The 14,948-nt window shown below is 62.7% G+C and carries 14 protein-coding genes; 8 read left to right on the top strand and 6 right to left on the bottom strand.

Annotated elements, in window-relative coordinates; all coding sequences use genetic code 11:
* Positions 1-321 precede the first annotated feature (321 nt).
* The 6 genes from rsmA to lptF all read right to left on the bottom strand — a co-directional run bounded on the left by rsmA (position 322) and on the right by lptF (position 8,003).
* Entirely contained in the window at positions 322-1,161 is an 840-nt protein-coding gene (gene rsmA, locus NKI22_RS11915) for a 16S rRNA (adenine(1518)-N(6)/adenine(1519)-N(6))-dimethyltransferase RsmA (protein ID WP_023719819.1), read from the bottom strand.
* 52 nt (positions 1,162-1,213) lie between these two features.
* The gene (gene pdxA, locus NKI22_RS11910; protein ID WP_352814847.1) at positions 1,214-2,242 is read right to left on the bottom strand and encodes a 4-hydroxythreonine-4-phosphate dehydrogenase PdxA; all 1,029 of its coding nucleotides are present in this window, start codon (positions 2,240-2,242) and stop codon (positions 1,214-1,216) included.
* A 13-nt stretch (positions 2,243-2,255) separates the two neighbouring features.
* Positions 2,256-3,182, bottom strand: a complete 927-nt coding sequence (locus tag NKI22_RS11905) for a SurA N-terminal domain-containing protein (protein ID WP_352814849.1) — start codon at positions 3,180-3,182, stop codon at positions 2,256-2,258.
* 119 nt (positions 3,183-3,301) lie between these two features.
* A complete protein-coding gene (locus NKI22_RS11900; RefSeq protein WP_352958458.1) occupies positions 3,302-5,719 on the bottom strand; it encodes an LPS-assembly protein LptD in 2,418 nt (805 codons plus the stop codon).
* A complete protein-coding gene (gene lptG / locus NKI22_RS11895) occupies positions 5,719-6,804 on the bottom strand; it encodes an LPS export ABC transporter permease LptG (protein ID WP_352791502.1) in 1,086 nt (361 codons plus the stop codon). Before lptG ends, NKI22_RS11900 begins: the two co-directional genes overlap by 1 nt.
* A complete protein-coding gene (gene lptF, locus NKI22_RS11890) occupies positions 6,801-8,003 on the bottom strand; it encodes an LPS export ABC transporter permease LptF (RefSeq protein ID WP_352814851.1) in 1,203 nt (400 codons plus the stop codon). The genes lptG and lptF overlap by 4 nt, the downstream gene beginning before the upstream one ends.
* Positions 8,004-8,357: 354 nt before the next feature.
* Here lptF and NKI22_RS11885 point away from each other — a divergent pair, with 354 nt between their 5' ends.
* From NKI22_RS11885 to rlmJ, 8 genes are all read left to right on the top strand, one after another.
* Positions 8,358-9,521 (top strand): flavin-containing monooxygenase, encoded by a 1,164-nt coding sequence (locus tag NKI22_RS11885; RefSeq protein ID WP_352958453.1) that lies wholly within the window; start codon positions 8,358-8,360, stop codon positions 9,519-9,521.
* 73 nt (positions 9,522-9,594) lie between these two features.
* Positions 9,595-9,978, top strand: a complete 384-nt coding sequence (locus NKI22_RS11880) for a VOC family protein (RefSeq protein ID WP_352814854.1) — start codon at positions 9,595-9,597, stop codon at positions 9,976-9,978.
* 86 nt (positions 9,979-10,064) lie between these two features.
* Positions 10,065-11,561, top strand: coding sequence for a leucyl aminopeptidase (locus tag NKI22_RS11875; RefSeq protein ID WP_023719811.1), 1,497 nt, complete (start codon positions 10,065-10,067; stop codon positions 11,559-11,561).
* Between the two features lie 30 nt (positions 11,562-11,591).
* Positions 11,592-12,041 (top strand): DNA polymerase III subunit chi, encoded by a 450-nt coding sequence (locus NKI22_RS11870; RefSeq protein WP_023719810.1) that lies wholly within the window; start codon positions 11,592-11,594, stop codon positions 12,039-12,041.
* Between the two features lie 18 nt (positions 12,042-12,059).
* Positions 12,060-12,962 (top strand): aminoglycoside phosphotransferase family protein, encoded by a 903-nt coding sequence (locus tag NKI22_RS11865; RefSeq protein WP_352515674.1) that lies wholly within the window; start codon positions 12,060-12,062, stop codon positions 12,960-12,962.
* Positions 12,963-13,359: 397 nt separating this feature from the next.
* Positions 13,360-14,019 carry a TetR/AcrR family transcriptional regulator gene (locus NKI22_RS11860; RefSeq protein WP_352548988.1) on the top strand — a complete coding sequence of 220 codons (660 nt, stop codon included), beginning with the start codon at positions 13,360-13,362 and terminating at the stop codon, positions 14,017-14,019.
* Positions 14,020-14,043: 24 nt separating this feature from the next.
* Positions 14,044-14,655: a hypothetical protein gene (locus tag NKI22_RS11855; RefSeq protein ID WP_023719807.1), complete on the top strand. Its 612-nt coding sequence runs from the start codon at positions 14,044-14,046 to the stop codon at positions 14,653-14,655.
* Positions 14,652-14,948: 23S rRNA (adenine(2030)-N(6))-methyltransferase RlmJ (rlmJ, locus tag NKI22_RS11850; protein ID WP_352958451.1), on the top strand; the 297-nt coding region annotated here is incomplete at its 3' end. The genes NKI22_RS11855 and rlmJ, both read left to right, overlap by 4 nt.

Raw genomic sequence — 14,948 nt, 5'->3', positions numbered from 1 at the left:
ACGCTTTGTCTGGGCGGGTGTCAAGTGTTCAATGATCTGTACAATGTCGGTCCGTCCGATCTGCGGATAGTGCTCTCGCATCCCCGTGACCTCTTGGGGCCATTCCGATTCTCTCCAAGGAACGTTGCCGCCTCGGACAGGCGCAGATCGGTGCAGCGCGTGACCCACACAATCGCGATCCTGCTGGCATCGCCGTCACAAACATAGCGCATATAGCCCGGCAAAATCGATATTTCGCGCCAGCGTATGGTGGATATTTTCTCGCCTGCCTCGATAAGTGGGAAAAGCCGAGCGACCACTCCAAGTTCCTGCATCACAGCCTCACACCGCATTCGTCAGCCGCACGAATTCCTCGACGCTGAGCGTCTCCGCACGCCTGGTCGGATCGATGCCGGCGCGGGTGAGCAGCGCCTCGCCGCCAAGGCTTTTCACGCTCTGCCGCAGCATTTTCCGGCGCTGGCCGAACGCCGCTTCGGTGACGCGGCTGAGCCGTTTCACCTCTGCCGGCAAGGGGCTGGCGCGTGGCACCAGATGCACAACCGAGGACGTCACCTTGGGTGGCGGCGTGAACGCCTGCGGCGGCACGTCGAAGGCAATCCTCGCCTCCGTCCGCCACCCTGCCAGCACGCCGAGCCGGCCATAGGCCTCGCTGCCGGGGCTGGCTGCAATGCGTTCGGCGACCTCGCGCTGGAACATCAGCGTCATCGATGTGTAGAAAGGCGGCCACTCGGTGACGGTCAGCCAACGGATCAGCAATTCGGTGCCGATATTGTAAGGCAGGTTGGCGACGATTTTCGCCGACCCGCTGCTTCCCGGCACTCCTTTGGCAAGCGCTGCAAAATCAGTTTTCAGCGCATCGCCGGCCACGATCTCGAGCCGACCCGGATAGTGGTTCGCGATCTCGGCCAAGGCCGCCAGGCAGCGCTCGTCGCGCTCGATCGCGACGACCCGCCGGGCGCCGTTGAGGAGCAGGGCCCTAGTCAGCCCGCCCGGACCGGGACCGACCTCGATAACCGTAACGTCGCTCAGGTCGCCGGCGGTCCGCGCAATCTTGCTTGTCAGGTTAAGGTCGAGCAGAAAATTCTGGCCGAGCGCCTTTTTCGCCTGCAGCCCATGGCGCTCGATCACCTCACGCAGCGGCGGCAGCCCGTCTATGCTCATCGGGCTGGGCTCATCGGGCTGGGCTCATTGGGTTAGGATCATCGGATTGGGCTCATTGGCCTGCAGTTTTTGTCCCAGTATCGGCAAGTAGGCGAGCGAGCTTCAGTGCGCCAATCAGACTGTCGGCGCGGGCGATGCCCTTGCCGGCGATGTCGAAGGCGGTGCCATGGTCGGGCGAGGTGCGGATGAAGGGCAGGCCGAGCGTGACGTTGACAGCCTCGTCAAACGCCAGCGCCTTGGCCGGGATCAGCGCCTGGTCGTGATACATGCAGAGCGCCACGTCGTAGCCGGCGCGGGCGCGAGCATGAAACAGCGTGTCGGCGGGCAATGGCCCGAAGGCGTCGATCCCTTCCTGCCTCAGCCTGTCGACCGCCGGGCGTACGATGCGCTCATCTTCGGTGCCCATCGCGCCGCCTTCGCCGGCGTGCGGGTTGAGGCCGGTAATGGCGAGCCGCGGCTTGGCAATTCCGAAGCGGTTTGCAAGGTCGGCGGCGGTGATGCGGCCGGTGGTGACGATCAGGTCGGTCGTCAGCGCCTTCGGCACCTCGGCCAGCGCGATGTGGATGGTGACCGGCACGGTGCGCAGGTCCGGTCCGGCAAGCAGCATCACCGGCGTCACCTCGGTACCGGTATGAAGCGATGCCAGATGCGCCAGATATTCGGTGTGGCCGGGAAAGCGAAAGCCGGCATCGTAGAGCGGCTTCTTGGCAATGGGGCAGGTGACGACCGCGGCAGCGCGGCCGGCCAGGCAGTCGGCGACGGCGCGGTCGATCGCCTCGACGATGCCGGCGGCGTTGGCTGGATCAGGGCGGCCGGGACTGTCGATGAAACGGGCGGCAAGCGCCACCACCGGCAGCGCGCGCGAAAACATCTCCGGCGCTAGCGCCGGCGTTGTCTCGGCCATCGCAATATCGGCGCCGAGCCTGTGCGCCCGCGCGGCAATCAGTGCCGGATCGGCAAGAAGATAGAAAGACGGAACGCCGGCGGTATCGCGGGCCCGCCAAGCGGCGATGGCGATGTCCGGCCCCACACCGGACGGATCGCCGACGCTCAGCGCCAGCGGAAGCTCTGCGTGAGGCACGGCTATCGCGACTTCAGCGCTCGATGATGCGGGCTTTCTTCCGCAACTCCTCGACATATTTCTTCGAGAGCTCGTCGGCGTTCTTGTCGCTCGAACCTTCATTCTGGAACACCATCTGCGCGACTTTGTCGTCTGACACCTCGCGCGACGAGCAGATGCCGATGAATTCGACGCCGCGGTCGGTTTCGCGCGTCGTGGTGGCGCCGCCAACCTTTGTAGCTTTTATCTGCTCGGCCCAGTCCAGCGGCAATTGCGGCGCCAGCACCCGGCCGAGATCGCGAACGGTGACATCCATCAGGCCCTTGGCGAATTCGCGCGTGGTGTTGCAGCCGTTGAAGCGGGCGCGCATGGCGTCGGCTTCGCGTTTGCGCTTGGCCAGCGTCGCGCTTCGCTCGGCGGCCGGCACCACGAAAATGACCTGCTGCAGCATGTACTCGGTGGCACTCGGTTTGCTACCGCCTTTCTCGAGCATGCGCTTGACGAGGTCCTGCTCGCTTATGGCGCCGCCGCCGTCGCTAGAACGGTGACGCGCGGTCAGCGCCTGGTTCCAGGCCATCTGCGCCCGGATAAACTCCTTGAAATGCTCCTTGGAGACGCCGGATTGCGCCATGGCGCCGTCAAGCTGCTTGAGCGGCATCTTGTTGCTCGTGGCGAAACGCTGATAAGCGGCATCGACCTGCGCGTCGCTGATGCGGATGCCGAGCCGCCTGGCTTCGGCCATGCGCAGCGTCTGGTCGATCATTTCCTGGCCGGCATCGCCCTTTTTGTGCTGCAGGCGCAGGAAAGCCGCGCGATGCTGGATGTCGCCGGTGGTGATCGGTATATTGTTGACGACGTATTTGATCTCGCTGGCGAAAACCGGCAGCGTCACTGCGGTGATCGAGACCGCCACCAGCAGCGCGAAGCCTGCCGAAAAGAGGTATTTCCTCATCGAAAGCATCCCAATTCCATCTCGATTCGGCCCAACCTGTCCCAGCTCAGGCCGCGGAAATTCGTGCCTGCTCTATGCGGCGAAACAATGTCGTCCGCCAGCCGCCCCGTTGCCGACTGCTGCTCCCCTTATTGGATGGTGTCGATGGAGCGTTGCGACGAGCCGAAATCGCCGAGCGTGCGGAACGACAGGTTGAAGCCGACGTTCTGCGATACTTCCTTGGTGTTCAGGTCACGTCTTTCCGAAAACGTCATCAAATAGGTAAAGCACGAATCGCTATAGGCAAAGCCGACCCCGTCCTTGACCAGGATGCTCTGCTCCAGATCATACGTGCCGGTGCCAAAGACGCGCCAATTCTCAGCAAGATGCGTCGAGGCGCCGAGCGTGATCTCATGGCGATCCGTGGAGAAGCCATAGAGCGGCTGCGCCTGGATGAAGGCGTATTTGGCGCTCAGCGATACGGGCAGGCCTGAAAAGGCGGCCTTTACCTCAGCGCGGCGGACCTCGAAGCTTTGCTCGTCGAAACGGCCGCTGACCGAGCCGGAAAATCCGCTGGGGCTATTGAAGCCGACAAGGCCGACATAGTCGGAGGTTGCGGTTTCAAGACCCGAATAGGCGCCGACATTGACCAGATCCGGCGTGCCGAACGAGTTCTGGCCGCCGAGTTGGTAGGATTGGCCGAACACCGCATTGGTGCTCCAGCCATTGTCGTACGCGCCGGAATAGCGCAGCCCGACATTGGCGCGCGTGCCGCCTTCCATGCGGTCATAGCCGGAGAATTTGTCGCGCTCGAACAGCGTCGTGGCGTCGAAGACGAAGCTCTGGGCGTCCTCGTTGGGGACCGCCAGCCCGCCGACATATTGCTCGTTCGGACGCATGAACACTTGCGCCATCGGTTCGAAGACATGGCTGGAACTGGTCATCGAGAACAGTACCGGCCAGCGCATCTCAAGGCCGGCGGTCGCCATGTAGCGGGCAAGCGACGAACGCATGTCGTCGTCAACGCCGAGATTGATCGCCATCTGGTTGACGGCGTCGAGCGAGGCCGAGGAGGCGTTGACATAGCCGGCGTCGCCGCGCAGCGCCAGCAGCGGCGTCAGCAGCAGCCCGCCATCGGTGGTGAAGGTGCGCTTCCATTCGGCCTCAGCGGTAACGCGGCCGGATTGACCGTCGATGCCGCGGACGTTGTTGACGGACGAAGGGATGCCCGAATCTGCAAGAGCCGTATCGAGCCTGTCGCGGTCTATGATCCGCGCGTTGACGTCGAACGACAGCTGCCCGCCGGCCACCGGCATGTCGGGGATATAGGCGTAGTCGAGCGAGGGCAGCACCCAGGGCTGCTTGGCGGCGCGGGCGGTCGGATCGCTAGCGAGGGTGTCTTCTTGAACGTCGAAGTGCATGGCGCGCACATCGAAATAATTGCGATCGTTGAGCCCCGTCAGGTACACCTCGGAGCGGTGTACGCTATCGTTGAAGCCGTCGATATCGTAGGTGCGCGAGAAACTCTTGTCGCTCTGCAGCAGGATGTCCCAGCCGAAGTCCCAGCGCGGGTTGATGGCGAACTGGCCTTGGGTGCCCATCATGCCGCGGAACCTGTTCGGATCGCCCTCGGTACCCGAACTGACGTTGTGGCCATTGTCGTCGATGAAGGCGTCGGGATTCTCTTGACGGATGCCCGCAATCTTCAGGCTGTACTGACCGTTGTTGAAGCGCTGCCTCCACTCGGCCTCACCGAGGAAACCCTGTCTGGTATAGCCGCTGCCGGTGACAGTTAGATCGTAGGTCGGCGAGAGCGCGAAATAATAGGGAACTCTAACACCGACGCCGAGATCGCTCTTGTAGGCGACGCCGGGGCTCAGGAAGCCGCTCTTGCGCTTGACCGTCGGGTCGGCGATCTCGAAAGCCGGCAGATAGGCCAGTGGAAAGCCGAAGAACTCGAAATTCGAATTCTCGAAGCGAACCGTCTTCTTCTCGCCGTTCCAGATGATCTTCCTGGCCTTGATACGCCAGGTCGGCGCTTTGTCGGGCTTGTCCTCGCACGGCTCGCAGGCGGTGTAGACGCCATTGTGGAACGTCGTCAGCACGCCGCCCATGCGCTCCGCGCTTTCGGCGGCGAAATACGCCTTGTCGACGGTCTCGACACGCAGCGCGTTGACGAAGCCGTCGGCGAAATCGTCGGTGATGTCGGCATGCTGCGAATAGATTTTGGTGCCGTCGCTGTTGACGAGCTCGACATTGCCGCTGGCGACGAGGCGTTTGGTGTTGCGGTTGTATTCGACCCGCTGGGCGACGAGACGGTTGCCGCCATAGTCGATCTGGACGCCGCCGACGGCCGTCACAGTCTGCTTGTCGTTGTCGTAGACCAGCGTATCGGCTGCCAGCAGCATCTGCGTGCCGCTCGGAACCTTCGTTGCCAGCTCACTGACGTCCTGGGCGAAAACCGGAGCAACCGGGGCAGCGCCGGCAAGCAGGCATGCCAAGGCGCTCGCCGCAGAGAGGCGTGCCAAACCGGCGTGCCTATGGCCGCGCAAAACCGCCTCCCTCACTAGCCGTCTTCCTTGTATAGCAGGAATGTCACCCCGAAGAACATAGCCACGACAACCGGGACCCAAGCCGCTACGGCAGTGGGTACGAATCCCGCTACGCCGAATGCCTTGACCAGCACCGAAACGACATAAAGCAGAAAGCCGGCCACGATGCCACCCAGAATCATCGTCGCCGACTGCCCCATCCTCGCAAATCGCATTGATACCGTTGCCGCAATCAGCGTCATCGCGACGAGCAGGAAGGGCAGCGCAATCAGGGAATCGAACTGCATGGCGAAGGCATTTGCCTTGAGGCCGAAGGAGCGGGCCACCTCGATCTTGCCGGGCAGATCGTAGAAGGGGATGGTCTCAGGGCGCGCCAACCGCTCTTGCACGAATTCCGGCTTGAGATCGGTCGGCAGCCGATCGCTGGGTAACGACTGGATGGTGCCGTCCCGGAACACCTTGACGTCCCGCAATTCCCAGTAGCCGTCCCGCAAAAAGGCGTGCGCGGCATCCTTGCGCTCGATGATGTCGCCTTGCGGGCTGAAACTGAAGAAGACCGCGTCGGCCATCTCCAGGCCTTGATTGAGAATGGCGCGCGCGCCGATGATGGTATCGCCGGAGCTGGTTTTCTGCCTGATCCAGGGCGCGGCGTCGGCCGAGACGGTGTTCGACTTGCCCGAACGGAGCTGGGTCTCGATCTGCTCGGACCAGGAATAGGCGTGCGCGGCTATCGGATTGATGACGCCAACCGACAAGGCCCCAAACAGCAGCGCCCCCATGCAGCACGGCAGCAGGAACTGCCATGCGGAAACCCCGGCGGAACGGGCGATGACCAATTCATATTTGCGGTTGAGCGACACCAGGGTCGCCATCGCCGAGAACAGGCCGACGAACGGCACCGTCTGCAGCATGATCATCGGCATCCGGAGCCCCGAAATGGCGAACGCAGTTGCGTAGGTGAAGCCCGGCACGCCGGTCGTGCGGCCGGAAAGCTCGGTGAAATCGATCAGGAACACCAGCGCCAAAAGGCCGATGAAGAACCAGATGGTGATCGTCACATAGCGAAAGAAGAAGTACCGACCCAGAGTCCAGCCCATCAGCCGGCTCCCTGTCCGGATGCGCCACGCCGGGCAAAGCGGAGCTTGACGGCGCTCCAGCCGTCATTGAAGCGGCCGGCAAGATTGGTTATCCAATCGGCCCAAGCAACCGGCAGTTCCATCGTCCGGTTGGAAACGATGAACCAGATAGCGATCGCCGATGCCACGATCGGGACGCCGTAGACCATATGGGCATATTGCGGCACCTTGTCGGCCTTGCCGGCGGCAAAGAACCCGAGCCAGCGCACGAACAGCGCGATCGCGATTGCCGTGATCAGCGGGTGCACGCGCGCCTCGCGATGCGAGCGCGCATCTCCGGCGACCGCAAGCGCGATCAGCGCAAAGACGAGCGAATAGGACCACTCGGAAAAACGCTGGTTGAGCTCGGCCAGGTACCTGTTCGGCTTTTGCTGGTACATCTTGTCGTTCGGACTGGGATTGAGCAGGTATTGGGTCGTCCGGTCCTTCGGCAAAAGCAGAATGTCAGATGACGCCGCCAAGAAAGCGGACAAGTCGAAGGCGTAGGAGGTGAACCGGATTACCGAGAGGTCGCCGGTCATGGTTTTGCGATGGATGACGCCGTCATTCATCATCAGCACCTTCTCGTCGCCGCGTTCGATGATGCTGCCGGTCTTGGCATAATAGATGAGATTGACGCCTTCTTCGCGCGAGTCGGCGACGAAGATGCCGCCGAGGCGATTGTCGGGAAGCCGTTCGCCAACCTGCAGGAACAGGCCATCATCGATCTTGCGGAAGGTGCCTTCCTGGATGATCAACGACAACAGATCGGCACGCGACGAAGCAATCAACTCGCGGTTCTTCTGGCGTGCGTAAGGGTCGACGCCATTGTCGACAGCAAACGAAAAAACGCTGGCTGCGAGTGCCAGAAGCATGATCGGCCTGACGATGGTCCAGCGTGAAGCGCCGGCGGCATTGATGACGGCCAGCTCCGAATCCGAATTCATCACGCTGAGGATCTGCGCGACCGCGACGACTAGGGCGAACGGCACGACGATCGGAACGATCGACGGGACGATCAGCGCTGCGACTTCGAAGAAGGTGAGGGCCGACTGACCGCTATCGGTGACGAGGTCGATGCGGGCGAGCACCTGAGTCGTCCAGACGATCGCCAGCGTCCAAACGAGCGCCAGCGCGAATACCGCGAAAGCACGGCGCATGATGTAACGTTCAACGACCTTCATGAAGGCTTTTCTCGGCGGTTTCGAACGGCATCATGCCTTGGAATAAGGTAGTCGTCCGGCGCCGGCTGCACAACTGGCTCAGTTTGGCGGTTCGATCTGGGTTCTGTCCCGTATCGCAAATTCCGCTGGGCCGGAGTGTCGGCGGCAATGGATAAGAAAGGGCGAACATTGTTGGTTAACAACAGGTTGCGGCGGGAAGCGGGGCCGTGCCGCGACGAATCGTGGATGGTTCAATGTCGCATATGGGAGCGATTTCGGCCAAAGTCTTGTCAAATGCGGCAAAACGACCAAATGTCGCGCCGATCGCCGCCGCGGCGGCGTGATAAGACGGGTCAGGATCTGTTGAGCCCCAGCATGGAAGCGGAAAAATTGCGCAGTCAAACCGGTTGGGAAGCGGTCTTTGATGGCGCGATTGTGATCGGCGCCGGCGCGGCCGGCCTTGCCGCCCACGCCCTGATGAAGGCCGGCGTACCGACGCTCGTCCTGGAAAAGGAGAGCCGGCTTGCCGAGCCCTGGCATCGGCGGCACCAACGTCTGCACCTCAACACGCATCGCGATCTCTCGACGCTGCCCGGCATCGGCTATCCCGCAGGCACCCCGGCCTTCCCGCACAGAACCGCCGTCATTCGCCATCTGAACGATTTCAGCCAAGTGCACCGGCTGCCTGTCACATTCGGCGTTGCCGTCGAAGAGATCACGTTCGATGGCGATCACTGGACCGTACAGACCAATTCCGGATCCCGTCCGGCGCGCCATGTCGTCGTCGCCACCGGGCGCGACCGGCAGCCGTTTATTCCCGCATGGAAAGGCATGAAGGATTTTGCCGGCCGGATCGTCCATTCGGCAGATTTTGGCGAGGCGAAAGACTATGCCGGCAAAAAGGTGCTGGTGGTCGGTGCCGGCAATTCGGGTTTCGACGTCCTCAATCAACTTGCGGATGCAGACGCCGAAAGCATCTGGCTGTCGGCCCGCAATGGTCCGTCATTGCTGCCGAAACGCATCTGCAAGATCGCCGTCCACAGGCTTTCGCCTTTCATGGCGCGCTTGCCGGTACGGATTGCCGATGCGGTGATGGCGACAACCCAGCGCCTGGTTTTCGGCGACCTGACGAAACTCGGGCTTCCGCCGGCCTCCATAGGAGGTGCGAGCCGTCTGAGCGCCGACTACACCGCGATCGCAGCCGATGACGGCGCGGTTCGCGCCATCAAGGCAGGCATGATCGTGGTGGTGCCGCCATTGCGAGAATTTACTCGCGACGGCATCATATTGAACGACGGCAGGTTTATCACGCCCGATATCGTCATCTCAGCGACCGGCTACCGGACCGGGCTGGAGCAGATGGTCGGCAAGCTCGGCGTTCTCGACGGCAAGGGCGTTCCGCTTTTCAACGGCGGCGAAGCCGACCCGCGATTGCCCGGTCTGTGGTTTACCGGCATGCGGCCGAGCATTCGCGGTTGTTTCGCCAATGCCCGCATTCAGGCTAGGGCGATAGCGGCGCGGATTGTCAAGCGGCGATAATGAGCAGGACTATGCCGACTGTTCCGCCCGCAATAGACACGCCTTGTTGGAACGTGCTCGAACCGAAAGGTCAATGATCATGACGCCAGTCAGCATTCGCTACATTGTCGATGATGTCGCCGCCTCGATCGACTTCTATTGCGGACATCTGGGCTTCGCCGTCCAACAGGACGCGCGACCGGCTTTTGCCTCCGTCACGCGCGGCGCGTTACGGCTCCTTCTAAGCGGACCCGGCAGTTCGGGTGTTCGGGCGATGCCCGACGGCCGGCAGCCGGTGCCGGGAGGCTGGAACCGCATCCTGCTGGTGGTGCCGGACCTGAAAGAAGAGGTTGCGCGTCTCAAGAGTGCTGGACTTGTCTTTCGCAACGATATCATAACGGGCGTCGGCGGTTCCCAGACCCTGCTCGAAGACCCATCCGGCAATGTCATCGAGCTGTTTCAACCCGCCGCTCACTGACGCAACAACACGGCATCTTAGGTCCGATCTGCCCAATCGAACGCCTCTCCCGACAATCCAACGCATTTCCCCGAAAGCAGGACATGATGAATTCGAGACCCTCGATCGCCTTCGCCAAATTCGCCGCGCCCAAAAAGGGCAGCGTTTTCGTTCTGGCGGCCGACGAGGGCGGCCTCGGTGATGCCGTCAGGGCCTGCGATCCGGCAAAGACCCTCGAGCGGGCCTTTCCCGTCGCCGACTTCACCGGCAAATTCGCCAGCCAGGTCGAAGTGCTGGCACCGGAAGGGACGTCGCTCGAGCGGCTGGTGGCGGTCGGCGCCGGCAAGGGCTCCAATCTCGATGACTACGCCTGGCTGAAGCTCGGCGGCACGATTGCCGCATCCTTTCGCAAGGCAACCGAAGTGGCCGTCGTGCTCGATCTTCCCGGCGCCGCCGTCAGCGGCAGGCAAGCCGTTCAGCTTGCCGCGGGCATCCTGCTGCGCAGCTATTCCTTCGACAAGTACAAGACCAAAAAGGACAATGGTGACGGCAAGCGTGAGCCAAAAAAGCCGGTAAAGGTGACCATTCACACGGCCGATCCGGCGGCCGCAAAGAAGGCCTTTGCCGATGAAGCGGCGGTGATCGACGGCGTCTTGCTGGCGCGCGATTTGGTCAATGAACCGGCCAATGTGTTGGGACCGGTGGAATTCGCCGCCCGCATCGCCCAACTGGAGGCGCTCGGCGTCACGGTCGAGATCCTGGCCGAGAAGGAGATGAAGAAGCTCGGCATGGGTTCGCTGCTGGGCGTAGCGCAGGGCTCGCCGCGTGGCGCCCGCATCGCCGTCATGCGGTGGGACGGCGGCAAGGCCAAGGAAAGCCCGGTCGCCTTCGTCGGCAAGGGAGTCACCTTCGACACCGGCGGCAATTCGATCAAACCGGCCTCCGGTATGGAGGACATGAAGGGCGACATGGGCGGCGCTGCTGCCGTCACCGGGCTGATGCACGCGCTGGCCGCGCGCAAGGCGAAGGTCAATGTCGTGGGCATTGTCGGGCTGGTCGAAAACGCCGTCGACGGCCACGCTCAACGACCGGGCGACATCGTCACCTCGATGTCTGGCCAGACCATCGAAGTGCTCAACACCGACGCCGAGGGCCGCCTCGTGCTGGCCGATGCGCTGTGGTACTGCAACGACCGCTTCCAGCCGAAATTCATGATCAATCTGGCGACGCTGACCGGCGCCATCATGGTCGCGCTCGGCCAGCATTATGCCGGCCTGTTCTCTAATAATGACGAGCTGGCGGACCGGCTGACGGCGGCCGGTCAGGCGACGCAGGAGCGGTTGTGGCGCATGCCGCTCGGCGCCGAATACGACAAGCTGATCGAGTCCAAGAATGCCGACATGAAGAATATTGGCGGCCGTTATGGCGGCGCCATCATCGCCGCGCAGTTCCTGCAGCGCTTCGTCAAGGACACGCCCTGGGCGCATCTCGACATTGCCGGCACCGCGATGGGCTCGCCCTCCAACGAGATCAACCAGTCATGGGCTTCCGGATTCGGCGTCAGATTGCTCGACCGATTGGTGCGCGATCATTACGAGCAATGAGCGGCGCGCCAAATGATTTAGACTGAAGTCATGGCCGAAATCCTGTTCTATCACCTGACCGAATCGACCCTGGAGGACGCGCTGCCCGGCCTCCTGGAGCGCAGCATCGATCGCGGCTGGCGCGCCGTGGTGCAGACCGGCACCGAGGAACGGCGCGACGCGCTGGACCAGCATCTGTGGACTTTCCGGGACGATTCGTTCCTGGCCCATGCAACGGACCGCGAAGCCCATCCCGCCGAGCAGCCGGTGCTTCTGACCGTCGGACCTGACAATCCGAACCAGGCGCAGATACGCTTCCTGGTCGATGGCGCGGTGCCGCCGGAGCTTGGCGGCTACCAGCGCGCCGTGTTCCTGTTCGACGGCCACGATGCAGCCCAGCTAGAGGCGGCACGCACGCACTGGAAGACAATGAAGGAGGCCGGCCACACCGTGACCTACTGGCAGCAAACACCGGACCGGCGCTGGGAACGCAAGGCTTAGAAGACCTGAGCAAGCCCGATGCCGCCTGATGATCAAACACCAAGCATATCGATAGATGCCGCACTTGTTCGCCGCTTGATTGCCGCGCAGTTCCCTGAATGGGCGGACCTGCCGGTAGAGCCGGTCGAGCCTGGCGGCTGGGACAACCGCACCTTCCGGCTGGGCGATCGAATGTCGGTGCGGCTGCCCAGCGCTGCCGCCTATGTTGCCCAGGTCGAGAAGGAGCATCGCTGGCTGCCTCGCCTCGCGCCTCACTTGCCTCTGCCGATACCGGTGCCACTGGCCAGAGGCGCGCCCGGTGAAGGCTATCCATGGCCTTGGTCCGTCTATCGCTGGCTTCGCGGTCGGCCGGCGGCTGGTGGGCTGATTGCCGATCTCAATGAATTCGCTCGTTCGCTGGCCGGCTTTCTGGTTGCGCTCTACCGGATCGACGCCGCTGGCGGACCACCGGCAGGTCAGCATAATTTCCACCGCGGTGGCCAGCTTTCAGTCTACGACGCCCAGACCCGAGCCGCGCTTTCGGCGCTCGGCGGCCGCATCGACAAGGCAACCGCCGAGGCGGTGTGGGCGACCGCGCTCGGCTCGCGATGGCAAGGGCCGCCGGTCTGGGTCCATGGCGACGTTGCCTCAGGCAATCTGCTCGTCGAAGATGGCAAGCTCTGCGCGGTCGTCGATTTCGGCAGTTCGGCTATCGGCGATCCTGCCTGTGACCTGGTGATCGCATGGACGGAATTTTACGGCGAGAGCCGCCAGGCGTTCCGCGACGCCATTTCCCTTGACGAGCACAGCTGGGCGCGCGCTCGGGGCTGGGCGCTCTGGAAGGCGCTGATCGTCGCTTCGGGACATGACGGCAACCAGCGCGAGGCGGAAAAATCGTGGCGGGTTATCAATGAGGTGCTGGCGGATCACACAAACAGTTAGAGCGGGATGGAGAATTCAGTTTGAACGCATCCCGCTCCAAAAACGAAAGCATTACTGACCGCCCGTCTCCCTCCTGAACGTATCGAAATCGACCTGCATGCCGTTGAAGATCGAAATCGACCTGCATGCCGTTGAAGATAGAGCTCCAAGCGCCCATGGTCGACTGGATGTCCTTGATGGTTGCGTCATAGTCGTCGGCACGGGCCGGTGCGGAGGCCAGCGTCAGGGTCAGCGCGTGGACCGTGGAGGCGAGCAAGGATGCATGATGAAGCGAAGAGGGCGTGGAATGAAAACGATATGGAAGCTGTTCATGGCGTTCTCCTCTGGTTTTGGTTGGCCTTACGATGTAAGGTAATGTCGAAAATTAACCTTACAGCGTAAGTTGTCAAGCGGCACCATGGACATATCAGTCAAAAAAAAGCGAACGCGCGGCCGGCTGTCTCGCGAGATGATCGAGGATGCGGCTTTCGAGGTAATCGAGAGGGAGGGGCTTTCCGGCTTTTCGATGCGCAAGCTGGCGGCAGAACTCGGCTGCGAAGCGATGAGCATCTACCATCATTTCCCCTCCCAGGCGCATCTTTACGAGGCACTGGTCGATCGACAGATCAGCTCGATCAAGATTCCTGACGACGGCATGCGTTGGCGCCAGCGGATCCACGTCGCCGTGAAGGAATACCGCCGGGTCGCCACCGAACATCCGGCCTTTGCGCCGTTCATTGTGGTCTACCGCATGAATTCGCCGGCATGTCTCGCCAAGCTGAACGACGTGATCGGCCTGTTCGAAGCCGGCGGTTTCGGTTTGGAACTCAGCGCCCGGTTGTTCCGAGCCACGAGCTACTATCTGATGGGCGCGATCCTTGACGAGACGGCCGGCTACGCCAAAGGGCCTTCGGCGGTCACCACGGTGAGCGATGAAGCGCTAGCGCGGGATTTCCCCGGCGTCATGGCTGCCGGGGCATATTTCGGCACAGCCGGTTTTGACAAGACCTTCGATATAGGCCTCGACATGTTGCTGGACGAGATGGAGCGTATCCGCGACGGTGCCAATGCGAGGTAGTTGCATCAACGGGGCATTGTCCGCATGCGCTTTTTGTTTCTTCTGATCCTGCTCATCGGTACCGGCATCGGCGTCGTCTATCCCTGGGCGATGACCAATTTCTCCGGCCGTGAGATCGGCACCTGGCGGGTTTACGACCAGGGCCGGTTCAAGCCGGTGACGGTGGCCCTGAGCGCACGCGACGGGCCGCTACGCGTGCTGGTCGATCTTACTGCAAGAGCCGAGCGCATCGTCTCGCAGCAGCGCACCGTGCTGACCCTGACCGCCGCCACCGGCGGCAGGACGGTGCTCGCCTCGACGCTGCAGTTCAATCACTCCGACAATCCGCGCCAGGTCAGCCCACAGCTGCCGGACAGGATCTTTCGCGACGAGGCCGGCCTGATCCCGAGCGTTACCCCCGGTTCCTACATCTTCACCGTCGGTCCGGGCGACGCCGAGGGCATTCCGATGCGGGCCGTCGACCTCGTCCTGCGCTCGGCTGCCGGCGAGGTCGACCGCCGGGCGCGGCCGGTCGGTTTTTCCCTGATGGCGGCCGGCCTGGCCGGGCTGGCGCTGGCATTCCGTTTCGGCGGCCGCCGGCCGGAAAATCCGAACTCGCAGCCGCCACCGCCGCGCTGGGGCAGGGGCTCCAATTGAACTATCGCCACGCCTACCATGCCGGGAACTTCGCCGACGTCGTCAAGCATGCCGTGCTCAGCCGGCTGATCGAATATCTGAAGCAGAAGGACAAGGCGTTTCGGGTCATCGACACCCATGCCGGCATCGGCCGCTACGATCTGTCCTCAACCGAAGCGCAAAAGACGGGCGAATGGCAGGGCGGCAAACGGCGGCGGGGCGCTGGCGCCCCCGCCCCCCCCGCGGGGGGCTTGGATGCACCCAATATTTGTTCCCGGCGGTGGCGGACAACCGGCGGGGGACAGAAAACGGGT

This window comes from Mesorhizobium sp. M0778 (assembly GCF_040320105.1).
Taxonomy (GTDB): domain Bacteria; phylum Pseudomonadota; class Alphaproteobacteria; order Rhizobiales; family Rhizobiaceae; genus Mesorhizobium.
The sequence above is the reverse complement of the archived record's forward strand: the minus strand, read 5'-3'. Positions and strand labels throughout refer to the sequence as shown.

Excerpts from the sequence above, each read along its gene's own strand:
- lptF (WP_352814851.1), bottom strand. The coding sequence starts at position 8,003 with ATGAAGGTCGTTGAACGTTACATCATGCGCCGTGCTTTCGCGGTATTC.
- NKI22_RS11875 (WP_023719811.1), top strand. The coding sequence starts at position 10,065 with ATGAATTCGAGACCCTCGATCGCCTTCGCCAAATTCGCCGCGCCCAAA.
- NKI22_RS11885 (WP_352958453.1), top strand. The coding sequence starts at position 8,358 with ATGGAAGCGGAAAAATTGCGCAGTCAAACCGGTTGGGAAGCGGTCTTT.
- NKI22_RS11855 (WP_023719807.1), top strand. The coding sequence starts at position 14,044 with ATGCGCTTTTTGTTTCTTCTGATCCTGCTCATCGGTACCGGCATCGGC.
- NKI22_RS11870 (WP_023719810.1), top strand. The coding sequence starts at position 11,592 with ATGGCCGAAATCCTGTTCTATCACCTGACCGAATCGACCCTGGAGGAC.
- NKI22_RS11905 (WP_352814849.1), bottom strand. The coding sequence starts at position 3,182 with ATGCTTTCGATGAGGAAATACCTCTTTTCGGCAGGCTTCGCGCTGCTG.
- NKI22_RS11860 (WP_352548988.1), top strand. The coding sequence starts at position 13,360 with ATGGACATATCAGTCAAAAAAAAGCGAACGCGCGGCCGGCTGTCTCGC.
- rsmA (WP_023719819.1), bottom strand. The coding sequence starts at position 1,161 with ATGAGCATAGACGGGCTGCCGCCGCTGCGTGAGGTGATCGAGCGCCAT.
- NKI22_RS11880 (WP_352814854.1), top strand. The coding sequence starts at position 9,595 with ATGATCATGACGCCAGTCAGCATTCGCTACATTGTCGATGATGTCGCC.
- NKI22_RS11865 (WP_352515674.1), top strand. The coding sequence starts at position 12,060 with ATGCCGCCTGATGATCAAACACCAAGCATATCGATAGATGCCGCACTT.